The sequence below is a fragment of the Flavobacterium sp. genome, assembly GCF_039930565.1.
Classification (GTDB): Bacteria; Bacteroidota; Bacteroidia; order Flavobacteriales; family Flavobacteriaceae; genus Flavobacterium.
Genome location: NZ_JBDTTP010000088.1, coordinates 1 through 15,564, shown reverse-complemented (window position 1 = coordinate 15,564; position 15,564 = coordinate 1). Strand labels below are relative to the sequence as shown.

Sequence of the window (15,564 nt, the reverse complement as noted above, 5' to 3'; positions counted from 1 at the left end):
ATTTTTTAGAAATTTTGTGAAGCTCGATAATCTTGCTTCCCATACGTTCCATATTAATTTCAAGTTCTACTTTATTTTCCTGACGACGGCTTTGTGCTTTTTCCTTAATGACATAAAAATCATCCTGACGGGATTTCGATTTAGTCGTTCTCGCTTTCGGCTGGCGGCGCATCCATTCCAATTCTTTTACGAATAAGTTTTTGGCTTTGTCAACACTTGCATTTTCAGAAGTGATTCTTTCTTCTTTTTTCTCTAAATAATACGAATAATTACCTTTGTACTGGTATAATTTTCCGTTGTCCAATTCTATGATTTCGTTACAAACACGCTCTAAAAAGAAACGGTCGTGCGTTACCATAAACAACGTAATATTTTCTTTAGCAAAATAACTTTCCAGCCATTCGATCATCTCCAGATCCAGGTGGTTGGTTGGCTCATCCAAAATCAATAAATCAGGACGATTGATCAGGATTATTGCTAATGAAAGACGTTTTTTCTGTCCACCGGAAAGATTTTTTACTTTAAGTTTAAAATCCTCCAGTTTTAATTTGAATAAAATCTGCTTGTATTGTGTTTCGAAATCCCAGGCATTATGCTGGTCCATTCCATCAAAAGCTTTTTGGTAGGCTTCTTCATCATCCGGATTTTCCAGTGCTTTTTCGTAAGCTTCGATTACTTTTAATGTCTCGTTATCTGATGCAAAAATGCTTTCTTCGATAGTTAATTCTTCCTGTAATTGGTTGTCTTGCGAAAGAAAAGCCATTCTGATGCCTTTTCTTAAAACAACCTGACCGGTATCTGGTTCATCCAAACCATTGATAATGCTCATAATGGTTGTTTTTCCGGAACCATTTTTGGCAATAAAAGCTATTTTTTGGTCTTTGTTGATTCCGAAAGAGATGTTATCAAAAAGTGTTCTTTCACCAAATGACTTTGATATGTTTTCTACAGATAAGTAATTCACAAGAGTAATTTTTTTGCAAAAGTAAGCTATTATATTCCTATTTGCGAATTATTTATGGAGATAGGAATTCAATATTTTACTTAAATCCAAATAATGAATTTGCTGCGGAACATTCAGAACAGGTTTCCGAATCAGAGCCTCGTTCGTCAAATAATAATCGGAACCATTTTTTGTAGCAATCCCTTCAGCCTGAAGAAAAGAAAAGGGGAGCGTAATTCGGCGTTTATTACCGGAAAGAAAATCATGGTTTTTAAGATCATATAAAAAATATAAAAATGGTTTTCCTTTTTTTGAATATCCACAAAGGGCAATCAGACTTTTAGATTCCACATAAGTCGCTCCGGTTACAAGGCCTTTCGTGTCTAAGGTTTCTTTAAATTGGGCAACATGATTCCCGGATTGGTTGGGTAATGAGTAGATAGAAGTTTTAGACGTTTTCCATTGCTTGGTAAACAGATAAATGCTGTCTTTGGAAACGATAAACGCTTCGCAGTCAAAATTGGTTGTATTGTGTTTTGAACCGAAATCTACCTGATCCGAATACGAAAAGGAAATGGTTTCTATAATTGGGCTGCCTTCTAAAAATGATTTTTTTTCAATCTTCAAAATATGTAAATCGGTTCTGTTTCCTGTTGTATTATTTCCAAAGTCACCTATATATAAATGAGTACTGTCCTGCGAAATTTCTTCCCAGTCATGATTAATTACTTTGTCTACAACAATCTTTTTTTGGATCTTTCCTAAAGTATCCAGTCCGTAAAGCGTCGTGTCATGATCGTCATTGTGTGTCCATAACAAATTGTCAAACGCAATTAATCCTGAAGTTTCCCTAATGGAATCACTGAGTCTAATGGAATATTTTGGTTTTATTTTGAAATTCTTATACAGACAACTTCCGTTATTTATAGTAGCATTTGGATTGTAATTTTCAGAATTAGGATCTGTACAGCCTGTAATTTGTGCATACGTTGAAATAATTCCAAAAAAATAAAATAAAAAGAGTCTTTTCATGATTGGTTGGAAATCAATTTTATCAAAAGTAAAGTTTTATATGAAAACAGTATTCAAATCTGTTTTCAATCTTTGATTTGTCGGGCTTTATTTTATATTTGTTATTGCTTAATTCCGTAACAAATCATGAAAATTAAAGAAAAATCATATAATCAAAGAATTATTTCTATTGATGCTTTTCGTGGAATTACGATTTTTATAAAATGTTAATTTTGAGTAATAACTGATTTTACTTCCAATAATGCTCTTGAAATTGTATGACAGTTGACGAAATTGAATTTGCAAATAAAACCCGAAGCTGTAAAAAGAACTGCTATGACAGTATGTATTGGTGAATCATAAGACGTGTTTTCATTTTTTCTCATTAAATCAAATTTGCTTTTTTACACGAGATAAAATTAATTTTCAAGGCTAATAAGTAAAATAAAATTAATTTTGAAAACTTAATAGGTCTCAACTAAGCTATTCATTATTAGTGGCAGAATTTTCTAATTTTTATTTAACAGATTTACATGCAATTATCAGTAGTTATTCTTAATTATAATGTGCGTTACTTTTTGGAACAATGTGTTTTGAGTGTTCAAAATGCCATTGCAGATATGGAAGCTGAAATTATTGTGATTGATAACCATTCTGATGATGATAGTGTTTTAATGATGCAGCAACGGTTTCCTGAGGTGAAACTTATTATAAATAAAGAAAACTTGGGTTTTCCGAAAGGCAATAATGTAGGGGTTGCTCATGCAAAAGGAAAATATATTTGTATACTTAATCCGGATACAGTAGTAGCCGAAGATACTTTCTCTAAAGTTCTGGCTTTCGCCGAAAACCAGACTGATCTTGGAATTATAGGCTGTAAACTTATTGACGGAACCGGCAATTTTCTGCCGGAAAGCAAACGAGGAGTACCAACACCATGGGTTGCGTTTACCAAGATTTTTGGACTCTATAAACTTTTTCCTCATCATCAACTTTTCAATCGGTATTATGCACAACATTTAAATGAGAATGAAACAGGCAAAGTGGCTGTTTTGGTCGGTGCTTTTATGGTTATGGAAAGAAATCTATACATAGAAACAGGTGGTTTTGATGAAAATTGTTTTATGTATTCTGATGACATCGATTTGTCTTACAGGGTTTTGAAAAAAGGAAAACATAATTATTATTTTCCTGAAACTGCGGTTGTTCATTATAAAGGGGAAAGTACTCTAAAAGATGAAAAATACATGAAGCGCTTTCAGGAAGCCATGGAGTTTTTTTATCAGAAACATTTTGAGAAATCATTATTCTTCTTTGTTTTTATTAAAATTGGCATATTTATTTTTTCATTTATAAAAATGTTTCAGGGTAAACAGAAGCAAAAACACGCTGCTGAAAAATATATTTTATATTCTGAAAATTCTATTTTGTGCGATAAATTGTGTTTTATTTTAAAAAATAAAGTAGAGTTATGTCATATAAAAAAAGAAAAAATGGTAAATTCGTCCCTCGTTTTTAGAGATAAAAGAATAGAGATTATTTTAGATAATCACTATATTTCATTCAAAAAATGTGTTGAAATCTTTGAAACTCTTAAAGATAAGAGTATTACTTTTAAAATTTTACCCAAAAACGCCAATTTTATAATCGGAAGTGATTCTAGAAATGACAGGGGCCAAATTGTAAAAATTGAGTAATAAATTATGTTTTGTATAATTTATGTTTAAAATATTCATTAATTTCGCAATCTTAAAATCGAAATCACCTTTTAGATTAACAATATGGCAAGATTTGAATTAAAGCTTCCTAAAATGGGAGAAAGCGTAGCTGAAGCAACTATCACAAATTGGTTGAAAGAAGTTGGAGACAAAATTGAAGCTGATGAAGCTGTACTTGAAATAGCAACAGATAAAGTTGACAGTGAGGTGCCAAGTGAAGTGTCGGGTATTCTGATTGAGCAATTATTTGGTAAAGATGACCTGGTTCAGGTAGGACAAACAATAGCAATTATTGAAACTGAAATTGATACGACAGCAGCAACTGTGATTGAAGAAGTATCAATTCCTACAGAAGCTGCTGAAATAGAAAAAACTATTGAAACTGCACAGGAAATTGTTTCAACTCCTCAGGATTTCTCTAATTCAGATAAATTCTTTTCTCCATTAGTTAAAAATATTGCTAAAGAAGAAGGGATTTCTATTGCTGAATTGGAAAATATTTCTGGTACAGGAAAAGAAGGAAGGGTAACAAAAGAAGATATTCTTAAATATGTTGATGAGCGAAAATCAGACGTCAATACTTCCCAGACGGAAACAGTTACGTTAAAAACCGTTGAACCGGTAATTCAAAAAAGCCAGCAATCAGCTCCGGTTTCTGTAAATGGCGGAGATGAAATTATTGAAATGGACAGAATGCGTAAGCTGATTTCAGGTTATATGACAGCTTCAGTTCAGACCTCTGCACACGTACAATCCTTTATTGAAGTGGATGTTACGAATATTGTAAAATGGAGAGACAGGGTAAAAACAGCTTTTGAAAAAAGAGAAGGTGAAAAATTAACCTATACTCCAATTTTTATGGAAGCCGTTGCAAAAGCAATAAAGGATTATCCGGGAATCAACATTTCGGTTGAAGGTGATTATATCATTAAAAAGAAAAATATAAACTTAGGAATGGCTGCTGCCTTACCAAATGGAAACTTAATTGTTCCTGTTATTAAAAATGCAGATCAGTTAAATCTTGTTGGAATGGCAAAAGCGGTTAACGATTTAGGAAATCGCGCAAAAGCAGGAAAATTAAAACCGGACGATACACAAGGCGGAACTTATACCGTTACAAACGTAGGAACTTTTGGGAGCGTTTTTGGAACGCCGATTATCAATCAGCCGCAAGTTGGAATTTTAGCATTAGGCGCAATTCGCAAAGTCCCTGCCGTTATCGAAACACCGGAAGGGGACTTCATCGGTATTCGTCAAAAAATGTTTTTATCACATTCTTATGACCACAGAGTAGTGGATGGAGCATTAGGGGGAAGCTTTGTAAAACGTGTAGCGGAATATTTGGAAGCCTTTGATGTTGACAGGGATTTCTAATCATCAGTCAGTAAATATACTTAGCCCGACAAATTTAATTTGTCGGGTTTTTTGTTTTATAGGAATAATTTATCTAAATTAAAGTTTAATTTTTTAGAAGTGCATTTAAAAAGTTAAAATCATTAATTATAAGGAATTTTTAAATAAAAAGTTCCTTAATTGATATAGAATTTCGGCTTTAAAAATTACATTTGTAAATTCAAAAACAAAAAAATGGAACTCAAGCTTAGCAGGCCTATGTGCTTTTTCGATTTAGAAACCACAGGGATTGATATCGGAAAAGATCGTATTGTTGAAATCTCGATATTTAAAGTTTTTCCCAACGGAAATAAGGAAAGTAAAACCTGGTTAGTAAATCCTACTATTCCAATTCCTCCTCAGACAACAGCAGTTCATGGTATTACCGATGAAAAAGTGGCTAACGAACCTACTTTTACAGAATTGGCGCCACAAGTCCATAATATGATTAAAGACAGCGATCTGGCCGGATTCAATTCGGATCGCTTTGATATTCCGCTATTGGCAGAAGAACTGCTTCGTGCCGGTGTCGATTTTGATATGAAAAACAAAGTTTCTGTAGATGTTCAGACTATTTTTCATAAAATGGAAGAACGAACCTTAAGTGCGGCTCTTAAATTTTATTGTGGTAAGAGTCTTGAAAATGCACATTCAGCAGAAGCCGATACAATGGCAACTTATGAAATTTTAAAAGCCCAACTAGACCGTTATCCAGAATTGGAAAATGATGTAAAGTCATTGTCTGAATTTACTACAAGAAAAAAAATTGCTGATTTTGCGGGTATGATCGCGTTTGATAAAGACAATGAAGAAATTTTTACTTTCGGAAAACACAAAGGAGCAAAAGTTGATAAAATTCTGGAAACAGAACCCGGATATTTCAGCTGGATTCAAAATGCTGATTTTCCATTGTATACCAAAAAAGTATTGACAGCCATAAAATTAAGAAAGTTAAATACAAAGTAAGTTGGTAGTGTGGGTGCTAGTTTTAGCTAACAACCAACAACTAACAACCAACAACTACACATATGAAAATAATCTGTATCGGTAGAAATTACACCAATCACATTGAAGAATTAAAAAATGAAAGGCCAACGGAACCAGTGGTTTTTATGAAGCCTGATTCGGCTGTTTTGTTGAAACAGCATCCGTTTGTAATTCCTGAATTTTCAGAGGATATTCACCATGAATTGGAGGTTATAATTAAGATAAATAAAGTCGGGAAGTATATCGAGACTAAATTTGCACATAAATATTATGACGAAATTAGTGTAGGAATTGATTTTACGGCTCGTGACCTACAGACGAAGTTAAAAGAAAAAGGTTTGCCGTGGGAAAAAGCCAAAGCTTTTGACGGTTCGGCAGTTATTGGTGATTTTGTCGAAAAAACACTTTTTCATTCCATGGAAAACCTTACTTTTGAAATGACCAGCAACGGGCAAACGGTTCAAAAAGGCAATACTGGTTTTATGCTTTGGAATATCGATGAACTTGTTTCTTTTGTGTCACAATATTTTACATTAAAAATAGGTGATATTATTTTTACAGGCACACCTGCCGGAGTCGCAGCAGTGAAGCCAAATGATGTTTTAGAAGGCTTTTTGGAAGATAAAAAATTATTTAGAATACAAGTAAAATAATGGCTTTAAACTACAACTTATCAAAAGTATATGCACTTTCAGACAATGATAGTGAGTTTGTTAATCAGATTCTAAAATTATTTGTCACAGAAATTCCGGAAGATTTACGCCAGGTAAAGGAAGGTATCAAGAAAAAAGACCATAAACATGCTTATTCATACGCTCATAAAATCAAGCCTACATTAGATTTAATGGGACTGAATGTTGCCTTTGAAGAGATTCTTCAGGTAGAAGCCTGGGCAAAATCAGGAGGAAAGAAAAAAGAAATTATCGAAACTTTCAGAAGTATAAAAAAACAGGTAAACGACGCAGTTAAAGAAATTAATAAGGATTTTGATTTATAATTTTTGGACGTGACCTGATTTCTGCCCTTTTAAAGGGGTCAAAAATCAGGTCGGGCCATCCACTATATCTTTTGTTCCGGAAAATTTCGTTAATCGGGCTGTTTAATTTGTCACAAAAGGATGCCGTTGCTGTCCCTCACGCAAACTGTTTCTGTATAACTCCGTTTTAACTTTAACTCACTTATCAAAATATAAGTAAAAACAACTTACATGAAAGCAACTATCATTACAATTGGAGATGAAATTTTAATTGGACAGATTGTAGATACTAATTCAGGTTTTATAGCAAAATCATTAGACCGGATCGGAATTGAAATTACTGAAATGATTTCTATCAGCGATGATAAAAACCATATCCTGGATACTTTTGCAAAGTTGCAGAATAACGTTGATATTGTTGTAGTTACCGGTGGTTTAGGCCCAACAAAAGATGATGTGACAAAAAAAACATTTTGTGATTATTTTAATGATGAACTGGTGGTTAATGAACAAGTTTTAGCCCATGTAACACATTTGATTGAGGGGTATTTCAAGCGTCCGATTACCCAAATGAATAAAGATCAGGCGCTCGTTCCGTCAACGTGTACGATACTTCATAATGAATTTGGTACCGCGCCGGGCATGTGGATGAAAAAAGAAAATACCGTTTTTATTTCCCTTCCCGGAGTTCCTTTTGAAATGAAATATTTGGTAGAAAAGCAAATAATCCCAAAAATAGTCCGCGAATACAAACGCCCGTATATTATTCATAAAACCATTTTGACGTACGGACAAGGTGAAAGCTTAGTTGCGGAACGTATCGAGGATTGGGAGAATAATCTGCCGCATTTCATTAAACTGGCCTATTTGCCAAGTCCCGGAAGAGTGCGTTTGCGATTATCGGCAAGAGGAATAAACAAAGAAGAATTAGAAGCTGCTATCGAAGCTAATGTTCAGTCTTTGGATGCTATTATTCACGACATTATTGTTGGTTTTGAAGATGATGAAACGATAGAAGCTGTTATCGGAAAAATACTTGCGAGACAAAAAAAAACTATTTCGACAGCAGAAAGTTTTACCGGAGGAAGTATTGCTTCAATTTTGTCAGCAGTTCCAGGGGCGTCAAAGTATTTTAAGGGAAGCGTCGTTTCTTATGCGACTGAAGCAAAAGTGAATGTGCTGGGGGTTTCGCAGGATTTAATCGACCAATATTCGGTGGTAAGCGCACAAGTAGCTTCGGCTATGGCTTTGAATGTGAAACAGATACTCAAAACAGACTATGCAATCGCGACAACGGGTAACGCCGGACCCACAAAAGGAGATTCACATGCCGAAATTGGTACAGTTTTTATAGCGTTGGCAACACCAACTGATGTAATTGTAGAAGAATTTAATTTCGGACAACCCCGTGAGAAAGTGATAGATAGAGCCACAATTAAGAGTCTGGAAATATTACAGAAAGAAATTTTAAAAAATGTGCATTAATTTTTTGCTTCAATCGTTTATTTTTCTTTTCTTTGCACCCTGATTTTGAATAACGATAAAAGATAAGTATAATGTCAAGAGTTTGTGACCTTACAGGTAAAAGAGCGATGGTAGGAAATAACGTTTCTCACGCTATGAACAAAACTAAGAGAAAATTTTCTGTAAACTTAGTTAAAAAGCGTTTTTATCTTCCAGAAGAAGATAGATGGATTACTCTTAGAGTAGCAGCATCTACGATAAAAACAATTAATAAAAATGGAATTTCTGCAGTTTTGAAAAAAGCGCAGTCAGAAGGATTTATCAAATAATCTTTTCCTAAATAAATATATAGCAAGATGGCAAAGAAAGGTAATAGAATCCAGGTAATTTTAGAATGTACTGAGCACAAGACTAGTGGTGTTGCAGGGACTTCAAGATACATCACAACAAAGAACAAAAAAAATACTCCGGACAGATTAGAGATTAAGAAATTTAATCCAATCTTAAAAAGAGTAACTGTTCACAAAGAAATTAAGTAATAATTAGAGGTTTGGTAAATCTCAGATGGCAACATTTGTTTTTTATTAATTTCAATAACATTTGAATCATGGCAAAGAAAACCGTAGCATCGTTACAAACATCTTCTAAGAGATTATCAAAAGCCATCAAAATGGTGAAATCTCCTAAAACTGGTGCATATACATTCGTAGAATCTATTATGGCTCCTGAAGAAGTTGATACTTTCTTGAAAAAGAAATAATAACAATCACATTATATAGAAAAGCTACTTTCACTCCGAAAGTAGCTTTTTTATTTTTATATTTGTCTAAAAATTAGAGTATCCTTATTATTTAGCATCTTTAAGCTTACAGACTTTGGATTGATTAATACATAAGGAGTCTAACAATCTAATAATCTACAAAAAAAATGAGTTTTTTTAAAAAATTATTTTCTACCGATAAAAAAGAGACTTTAGACAAAGGTCTTGAACAATCAAAAACTACTTTTTTCTCCAAATTAAGCAAAGCCGTTGCCGGAAAATCTAAAGTCGATGACGATGTTTTGGATAATCTGGAAGAAATTCTGGTAGCCTCAGATGTTGGGGTCAATACGACTCTTAAAATCATTACCCGAATTGAAAAACGGGTAGCCGAAGACAAATATTTAGGAACGGAAGAATTAAATCAAATACTTCGTGATGAAATAGGCGCTTTATTATCTGAAACAAATAGGGGTGAAGCAACGGAATTTGATATTCCGAAAGATAAGAAGCCATATGTTTTAATGGTTGTAGGGGTGAATGGAGTTGGAAAAACCACTACTATTGGTAAACTGGCATATCAGTTTAAGAAAGCAGGTTATAAAGTAGTTTTGGGTGCTGCTGATACGTTTCGTGCTGCAGCAATTGATCAGTTACAAGTTTGGGCAGACCGAGTAGGTGTTCCTATAGTAAGGCAGGATATGGGGAGTGATCCCGCTTCTGTAGCTTTTGATACCCTGCAATCTGCTGTAGCTCAAAATGCAGATATTGTGATTATTGACACAGCTGGACGACTGCACAATAAAATCAATTTGATGAATGAGCTTACAAAAGTAAAACGTGTGATGCAGAAAGTCGTTGCTGATGCGCCTCATGATGTACTTTTGGTTTTGGATGGTTCTACCGGTCAAAATGCTTTTGAGCAGGCCAAACAATTTACTGCTGCCACTGAGGTTACTTCTCTTGCCGTAACTAAACTAGACGGAACTGCAAAAGGCGGTGTTGTTATTGGTATTTCAGACCAATTCCAGATTCCTGTAAAATACATAGGTATTGGAGAAGGAATTGAGGATTTGCAGGTCTTTAATAAATATGAGTTTGTAGACAGTTTCTTTAAATAAAAATTATAATGAGTTTTTCTTCTTTTAAAAATACATCACCTGTTGTTTTTTATTTTGTCAGCGTTATCTGTTTTGTTTTAGCCAATGTTTTAAGAGATAATAGTTTAAACTTCTATTATATTTTACTAGTTCTGGGAGTAGTTTTCTTTTTTATGGGAATCATGGCCAGATTGCGTACCAAAAGGTAATTTGGGATTCATAATTTTGTAGTTTCATAAAAACGAATAGTTCTATAAATTGGTATTGCATGAACTGGGACATACAGCCGGATTACCTAATTGCAAAATAAAAAGCTGTTTGATGAGGGATGCAAAGAAAAGAAATCCTTTCGATCAGGAAACAGGCTTTTGCAGCAATTGTAAAAAGTTTTTAAAAAGTAAAGGCTGGAAATTAATCTAAACTTAATTTAGGCCAGTTTTTTTTAAAAATTATCTGACCTAAATCAAGTAATAAGCTATTGATATAAAGCGCTAATTTTCTCCCATAAAGTTTTATCAAAATCAGATAATGCCAAGTTGACATCATCAGCTGCGTCCCCCATTCTGATTATGACCATATTTTTGCTTGGAACCACATATATTTTTTGATCATTTTTGCCCAAAGCCATAAACATATCGTTTGGTGCAGTTGGAATTATGCTTCCCTGAAAAGTAAGCTGTGATTGCGGTAAATGATAATTTGTTTTTCCGTTTAACCACCATAAATAGCCATATCCTAAATTGATATTTTGTGAAGTTGTTGTGGCTTCATTAAAATAAGTTTCATTTAAAATTATGTTGTTATCCCACTTTCCTTTGTTAAGCATCAAAAGTCCAAAGCGCGCCATACTTCTTGACGTACTGGTGTAAACGCTATTTACGCCAAGCTGCACCCAATTGCCATTCATTCCAATTTTATCCCTTAATTTAGTATTGAAATAATTCTCCCAGGTTTGTCCACTAGCCTGTGCAACAACATCCTGCAGTTTTACATAGACATTATGATACGCCCAACGCGTTCCTGCGTCTGCCTTGTAAATGAGATTTGCGGGATCAACATCATCTTTACTGTCATCAAGTCCGGAAGTCATGGTAAGTAAATGTCTGCAGGTAATTAGATTTTCTTTTCCTAGAGCTTCGCTTGTCCAGCCTGTACCAATATATTGCGAGACTTTGTTGTTGATGTTTAAAAGATTTTCCTGTTGGGCAATTCCTGTAACTGTTGATGTTAATGTTTTTCCGGCGCTCGCCCAATACCAGTTTGTAGATGCAGTATGTCCGTTGAAGTAGTTTTCCATAACGATTCTGCCGTTTACTAAGATGATAAACGATTTAGAGTGTTTGAGTTCTAAGTAATCCAAAAGTGGCTGTACCGCATTTTGATTCCATTTTAAATCTGAAATCGATGTTGTTTCCCAAGTACTTCCTGTTAGTGGTGGAAAGTACATGGTTTGAGTTGGGTTAGTTTCAGAAGTGTTGTCATCTTTACTGCAACTTACGAAGAATAACACCATCAGGATTTTACAAATAGTTTTGGTCATGGTTTAGGTTTTTGGTTTGGAGTTTGATCAAAAATATGTAAAATAGTTTAATGTGTTTAAATTATTTTATCTCTAATCTTGTTTGTGATAGGTGTAATATTACTTTCTGTATTTTATGAATTGTTAAAAGTAACTGTATAAATTAAAAAAAGTCTACTTAAATTCAAGGGTTTCCCCCTGTATTATTCAAGTTTACGTTAGTATACCTTTATTCACAAAATAAATGTAAATTCTATGAAACAAAAATCACCTTCAAAGCTCACTTATTGTTTTATTAACAATAATAACCATTGTACAAAAACAATCTTACTTCTCTTATGGTATATACTATTTAATGCTGCACAATCGCAAGCCCAAAACCCCAAACTGGCTTGGGCAAAAAAAATGTGTGGTACTGGTGTTGATTATTCTAGAAGCATTGTTGTAGATACTGCAGGGAATGTTTATACAACAGGTAAATTCTGTTTTTCTTTTGAAAAAACACTTTAAAACAGCAATACTGATATTCTTATCTTTTAACTATTAAATTAAATCTCTATGAAAAGAACACTATTTCTTACATTAATTTTGGTTTTATTAGCCAAGCCAGTTTTCTCGCAGGAGTATTTTATTGGCGAAATAAAAATATTTGCCGAAGGTTTCGAGCCAAAAGGCTGGGCACAATGCAATGGGCAATTGATGGCTATTCGATCAAACACGGCACTCTTTTCACTTCTTGGCATTCAGTTTGGAGGCGATGGTGTAAATACTTTTGCTTTGCCCGATTTGCGGGGTCGTGTGCCAATTGGGCAGGGAACAAGTGTTAGTAATACGAATTATGCGGTTGGAGATAAAGGCGGGTCACAATCTGTTGTATTGCAAACGGGCAATATTCCCGAGCATAGTCATACCTCCCAAATACAGGTAAACAGCCAAAATGCAACCTTGGCAGCACCAACAGCCACATCGTCTTTGGCTACTGCAGGCTCTTTGTCTGGTAGAGCTTTACGACAAAATCTAAATTATAATACAGCAACACCCGATGTTACATTGCAAAGCATAACAACATCTAGTGTAGGCAATGCAGGGTCTAGCCCAATAAGTATTGTAAAACCAAGTATGCCACTTGTATATTGTATCGCCTTGACGGGTTCATGGCCTCCACGTCAATAATAGTTTAACTGAAAAATCTAGATTATGAAAATTAAAACACTACTCTTTTTAATTACGATGTTTTTTGCCAGGCCAACCTTTGCTCAGTATGCCTTTATGGGCGAGGTTAGAGCCTTTGCTTTTGGTTATGTACCCAAAAACTGGTTAGCCTGCGAAGGGCAATTACTACCTATTTCTCAAAATAATGCCTTGTTTTCTTTGCTTGGTACTACATATGGAGGCGATGGCATACGAACTTTTGCTTTACCCGATTTGCGCGAACGTATGGTTGTTGGCGTTGGCCAAGGAATTGGTTTAACAAATCGCATACAAGGACAAACAGTAGGGCAGGCGGCAGATATAGTTTTGGTTGCTGATAATCTTCCATCCCATACCCACACGGCAAACCTTAGGGTAAGCACTGCTGTTGCTACCACGTCCACACCAACCTCGGCATCGGCTTTGGCAGTATCCAAACAAGTTGTTAGTACGGGAGATAGAACCGTGCTTAAATATGCTACCACCACCACTACGACACCTTTAAAAGCCATGAAAACATCAGCTACGGGAGAATTAACACCCACAGCAATAAGTATAGTGCAGCCCGTTATCGCGTCGCAATATGCTATTTGTGTCTATGGTATGTATCCTTCACGAAACTAATTAATTATTAAATGAAATGAGCATAACCGTAAATTGGGCGAAATACCAATGGTGCTATGCCAATTAATATGCCTTTTAAAAGACAATAAATATAAAAATATGAAAAAAATATATTTTACCAGTTTGCTGTTCCTAGCACTATCCAACACCCTTTTTGCTCAAAATGGAGAGCAGATTTTGGGAGAAATTAAGCTGTGTGGCTTTAATTATGCACCCCAAGGTTTTGCTATTTGTAATGGACAATTATTACCAATTTCTAACAATGAAGTTTTGTATGCGTTGTTGGGTACTACTTATGGTGGTGATGGTATAAATACCTTTGCCTTGCCCAATTATCAGGGTCGTGCCCTGACGGGTGTAGCAACCAATAATGCACAAGGAACACTAAAAGGAACAGAAACTGTAACCCTAACAGCACAAAATATACCAAGCCACAGCCACGACGAAAATTTTACGGTAAACAAAGCCGATGCAACTAGCCAGATTCCCGTTGCGGCTTCGCACTTATCTAACCCTATTGTGCAAGCAACAGGACTCGATATAAAGGGTTTCTCTTATAATGAGTTACCTGCGGATGTAAACTTAAATTCTGGAGCTACTTCTGTTTTTGGCAGTCAAAATCCAACTCCTGTAAACATTATGCAACCTTATCTGGTTTTAAATTACATCATCGCTGTAGAGGGAATTTTTCCATCTCGTCCTTAATCTAACCCAACATAAAATGAAAAAAAAATACTTATTTCTTATGATGCTTCTTGTCTCGGTAACAAGTATCTTTGGTCAGACCACCGAAACCTTCGAGACAGAAACTGCTGGGGCTACTACTTTTACAGATAATGGTCAAGCTTTTAGTATAAGCAGTCAATCTGGAGGCACGTTTTCTATATTTGATTATAGTACAATTGACGGGATTTACGGCTGGGATGGTACTGCTCCCGACCTGAAAAGTATTGACAATACAAATCAAGCTTTAATTGGTGTTCCAGCAGGATTTACAATTAAAAGTGCGACAGGCTTTTTGTTAAAATCTTTTTACCTATTAGCACTCCGTGAAGATTTATCCCCAGGATCAGGAAATTGTGTTTTAACGGGTAAATTATCTGGTATTACTCAATTTACAGTCTCTTCAAGTTCTTTTAATACCGATTTAAATTCAATGAATGGCTTTACTCTAATAGATATGACAGTATTTGGCGGAGAAAACAATGCCAATATAGCTATCGACGAACTGGTAATATCGACTACAGGCAGTACATATGAAACTCTTGCTTTGGACGCCTGGAAATGGCAAAAAATTGTGACTCCAACTGTTACTACCACCTCGCCAGCCACCTCTATTGGGGCAACCAAGGCAATTGCTGGGGGTAATGTAACTGCAGACGGTGGTGCTACAGTAGATGCTCGAGGTATAGTCTGGGCAACAACAACCAATCCTACTACTGCTAATAATACCGTGACATCAGGTACTGGTACAGGAATTTTTAGTAGTACATTAAGTGGCTTACCCGCTACGACACTCATATATTACAGAGCTTTTGCTACCAACGGTGCAGGTACTAGTTATGGTGCTTTGGCTAGTTTTACGACCACAGCAGCATTAACAGCTACACAGTCTAAAACTGATGTTTCTTGCAATGGTGGTTCTAATGGCGTATTAAAAGTCAATGTTTCGGGAGGAGTTGGTTCTTACACTTATTTGTGGACACCTGGTGGCGGAACAGACGCAATTTTTTCAGGATTAACTGCAGGAAATTATAGTTGTTTAATTAAAGATTCCGAGCTGACAGAACTAACCAAAAATTTTACCATTAACGAACCAGAAGCAATTACAGGAACAACGATTGTGAGTAATGTATCTTGCAATGGGGGCAGCAACGGA

20 protein-coding genes are annotated in these 15,564 nt (G+C 35.1%); 16 read left to right on the top strand and 4 right to left on the bottom strand.

What is annotated here, in order from left to right:
* The 3 genes from ABI657_RS16950 to ABI657_RS16940 form a co-directional block, all read right to left on the bottom strand.
* Window positions 1-964, bottom strand: a 964-nt coding sequence (locus ABI657_RS16950; protein WP_348098452.1) for an ATP-binding cassette domain-containing protein, incomplete at its 3' end; no start/stop codon positions are given.
* 48 nt (window positions 965-1,012) lie between these two features.
* On the bottom strand, window positions 1,013-1,975 hold the full coding sequence (locus tag ABI657_RS16945) for a T9SS C-terminal target domain-containing protein (protein ID WP_348098451.1): 963 nt from the start codon (window positions 1,973-1,975) through the stop codon (window positions 1,013-1,015).
* Window positions 1,976-2,181: 206 nt separating this feature from the next.
* Window positions 2,182-2,340 carry a hypothetical protein gene (locus ABI657_RS16940; protein WP_348098450.1) on the bottom strand — a complete coding sequence of 53 codons (159 nt, stop codon included), beginning with the start codon at window positions 2,338-2,340 and terminating at the stop codon, window positions 2,182-2,184.
* 147 nt (window positions 2,341-2,487) lie between these two features.
* Between ABI657_RS16940 and ABI657_RS16935 the strand changes: the two genes are divergently transcribed.
* From ABI657_RS16935 to ABI657_RS16885, 11 genes are all read left to right on the top strand, one after another.
* Window positions 2,488-3,651 carry a glycosyltransferase family 2 protein gene (locus tag ABI657_RS16935; protein ID WP_348098449.1) on the top strand — a complete coding sequence of 388 codons (1,164 nt, stop codon included), beginning with the start codon at window positions 2,488-2,490 and terminating at the stop codon, window positions 3,649-3,651.
* Window positions 3,652-3,735: 84 nt separating this feature from the next.
* On the top strand, window positions 3,736-5,046 hold the full coding sequence (locus ABI657_RS16930) for a dihydrolipoamide acetyltransferase family protein (RefSeq protein WP_348098448.1): 1,311 nt from the start codon (window positions 3,736-3,738) through the stop codon (window positions 5,044-5,046).
* Between the two features lie 213 nt (window positions 5,047-5,259).
* On the top strand, window positions 5,260-6,030 hold the full coding sequence (locus ABI657_RS16925) for a 3'-5' exonuclease (RefSeq protein ID WP_348098447.1): 771 nt from the start codon (window positions 5,260-5,262) through the stop codon (window positions 6,028-6,030).
* Window positions 6,031-6,092: 62 nt separating this feature from the next.
* Window positions 6,093-6,704, top strand: a complete 612-nt coding sequence (locus ABI657_RS16920; protein ID WP_348098446.1) for a fumarylacetoacetate hydrolase family protein — start codon at window positions 6,093-6,095, stop codon at window positions 6,702-6,704.
* Window positions 6,704-7,048 (top strand): histidine kinase, encoded by a 345-nt coding sequence (locus ABI657_RS16915; RefSeq protein ID WP_348098445.1) that lies wholly within the window; start codon window positions 6,704-6,706, stop codon window positions 7,046-7,048. Before ABI657_RS16920 ends, ABI657_RS16915 begins: the two co-directional genes overlap by 1 nt.
* Before the next feature lie 210 nt (window positions 7,049-7,258).
* On the top strand, window positions 7,259-8,512 hold the full coding sequence (locus ABI657_RS16910; protein ID WP_348098444.1) for a CinA family nicotinamide mononucleotide deamidase-related protein: 1,254 nt from the start codon (window positions 7,259-7,261) through the stop codon (window positions 8,510-8,512).
* Window positions 8,513-8,583: 71 nt separating this feature from the next.
* Window positions 8,584-8,820, top strand: a complete 237-nt coding sequence (rpmB, locus tag ABI657_RS16905; protein WP_007805815.1) for a 50S ribosomal protein L28 — start codon at window positions 8,584-8,586, stop codon at window positions 8,818-8,820.
* Between the two features lie 27 nt (window positions 8,821-8,847).
* Window positions 8,848-9,030, top strand: coding sequence for a 50S ribosomal protein L33 (rpmG, locus tag ABI657_RS16900; protein WP_017495179.1), 183 nt, complete (start codon window positions 8,848-8,850; stop codon window positions 9,028-9,030).
* 68 nt (window positions 9,031-9,098) lie between these two features.
* On the top strand, window positions 9,099-9,251 hold the full coding sequence (locus ABI657_RS16895) for a DUF4295 domain-containing protein (protein WP_007805819.1): 153 nt from the start codon (window positions 9,099-9,101) through the stop codon (window positions 9,249-9,251).
* Window positions 9,252-9,418: 167 nt separating this feature from the next.
* Entirely contained in the window at window positions 9,419-10,372 is a 954-nt protein-coding gene (ftsY, locus tag ABI657_RS16890) for a signal recognition particle-docking protein FtsY (RefSeq protein WP_348098443.1), read from the top strand.
* Window positions 10,373-10,609: 237 nt separating this feature from the next.
* Window positions 10,610-10,771, top strand: coding sequence for a hypothetical protein (locus tag ABI657_RS16885; protein WP_348098442.1), 162 nt, complete (start codon window positions 10,610-10,612; stop codon window positions 10,769-10,771).
* Between the two features lie 55 nt (window positions 10,772-10,826).
* Here the strand turns inward: ABI657_RS16885 and ABI657_RS16880 are convergent, their stop codons facing one another.
* Window positions 10,827-11,891, bottom strand: coding sequence for a serine hydrolase (locus ABI657_RS16880; RefSeq protein WP_348098441.1), 1,065 nt, complete (start codon window positions 11,889-11,891; stop codon window positions 10,827-10,829).
* 234 nt (window positions 11,892-12,125) lie between these two features.
* Between ABI657_RS16880 and ABI657_RS16875 the strand changes: the two genes are divergently transcribed.
* The 5 genes from ABI657_RS16875 to ABI657_RS16855 all read left to right on the top strand — a co-directional run.
* Complete coding sequence (locus ABI657_RS16875; protein WP_348098440.1) at window positions 12,126-12,380, top strand: SBBP repeat-containing protein; 255 nt, start codon at window positions 12,126-12,128, stop codon at window positions 12,378-12,380.
* A 48-nt stretch (window positions 12,381-12,428) separates the two neighbouring features.
* Window positions 12,429-13,043 (top strand): tail fiber protein, encoded by a 615-nt coding sequence (locus ABI657_RS16870; RefSeq protein WP_348098439.1) that lies wholly within the window; start codon window positions 12,429-12,431, stop codon window positions 13,041-13,043.
* A gap of 96 nt (window positions 13,044-13,139) precedes the next feature.
* Window positions 13,140-13,685: a tail fiber protein gene (locus tag ABI657_RS16865; RefSeq protein WP_348098438.1), complete on the top strand. Its 546-nt coding sequence runs from the start codon at window positions 13,140-13,142 to the stop codon at window positions 13,683-13,685.
* Between the two features lie 99 nt (window positions 13,686-13,784).
* Complete coding sequence (locus tag ABI657_RS16860) at window positions 13,785-14,390, top strand: tail fiber protein (RefSeq protein WP_348098437.1); 606 nt, start codon at window positions 13,785-13,787, stop codon at window positions 14,388-14,390.
* A gap of 16 nt (window positions 14,391-14,406) precedes the next feature.
* On the top strand, window positions 14,407-15,564 hold a 1,158-nt coding region (locus tag ABI657_RS16855), incomplete at its 3' end, for a SprB repeat-containing protein (protein ID WP_348098436.1).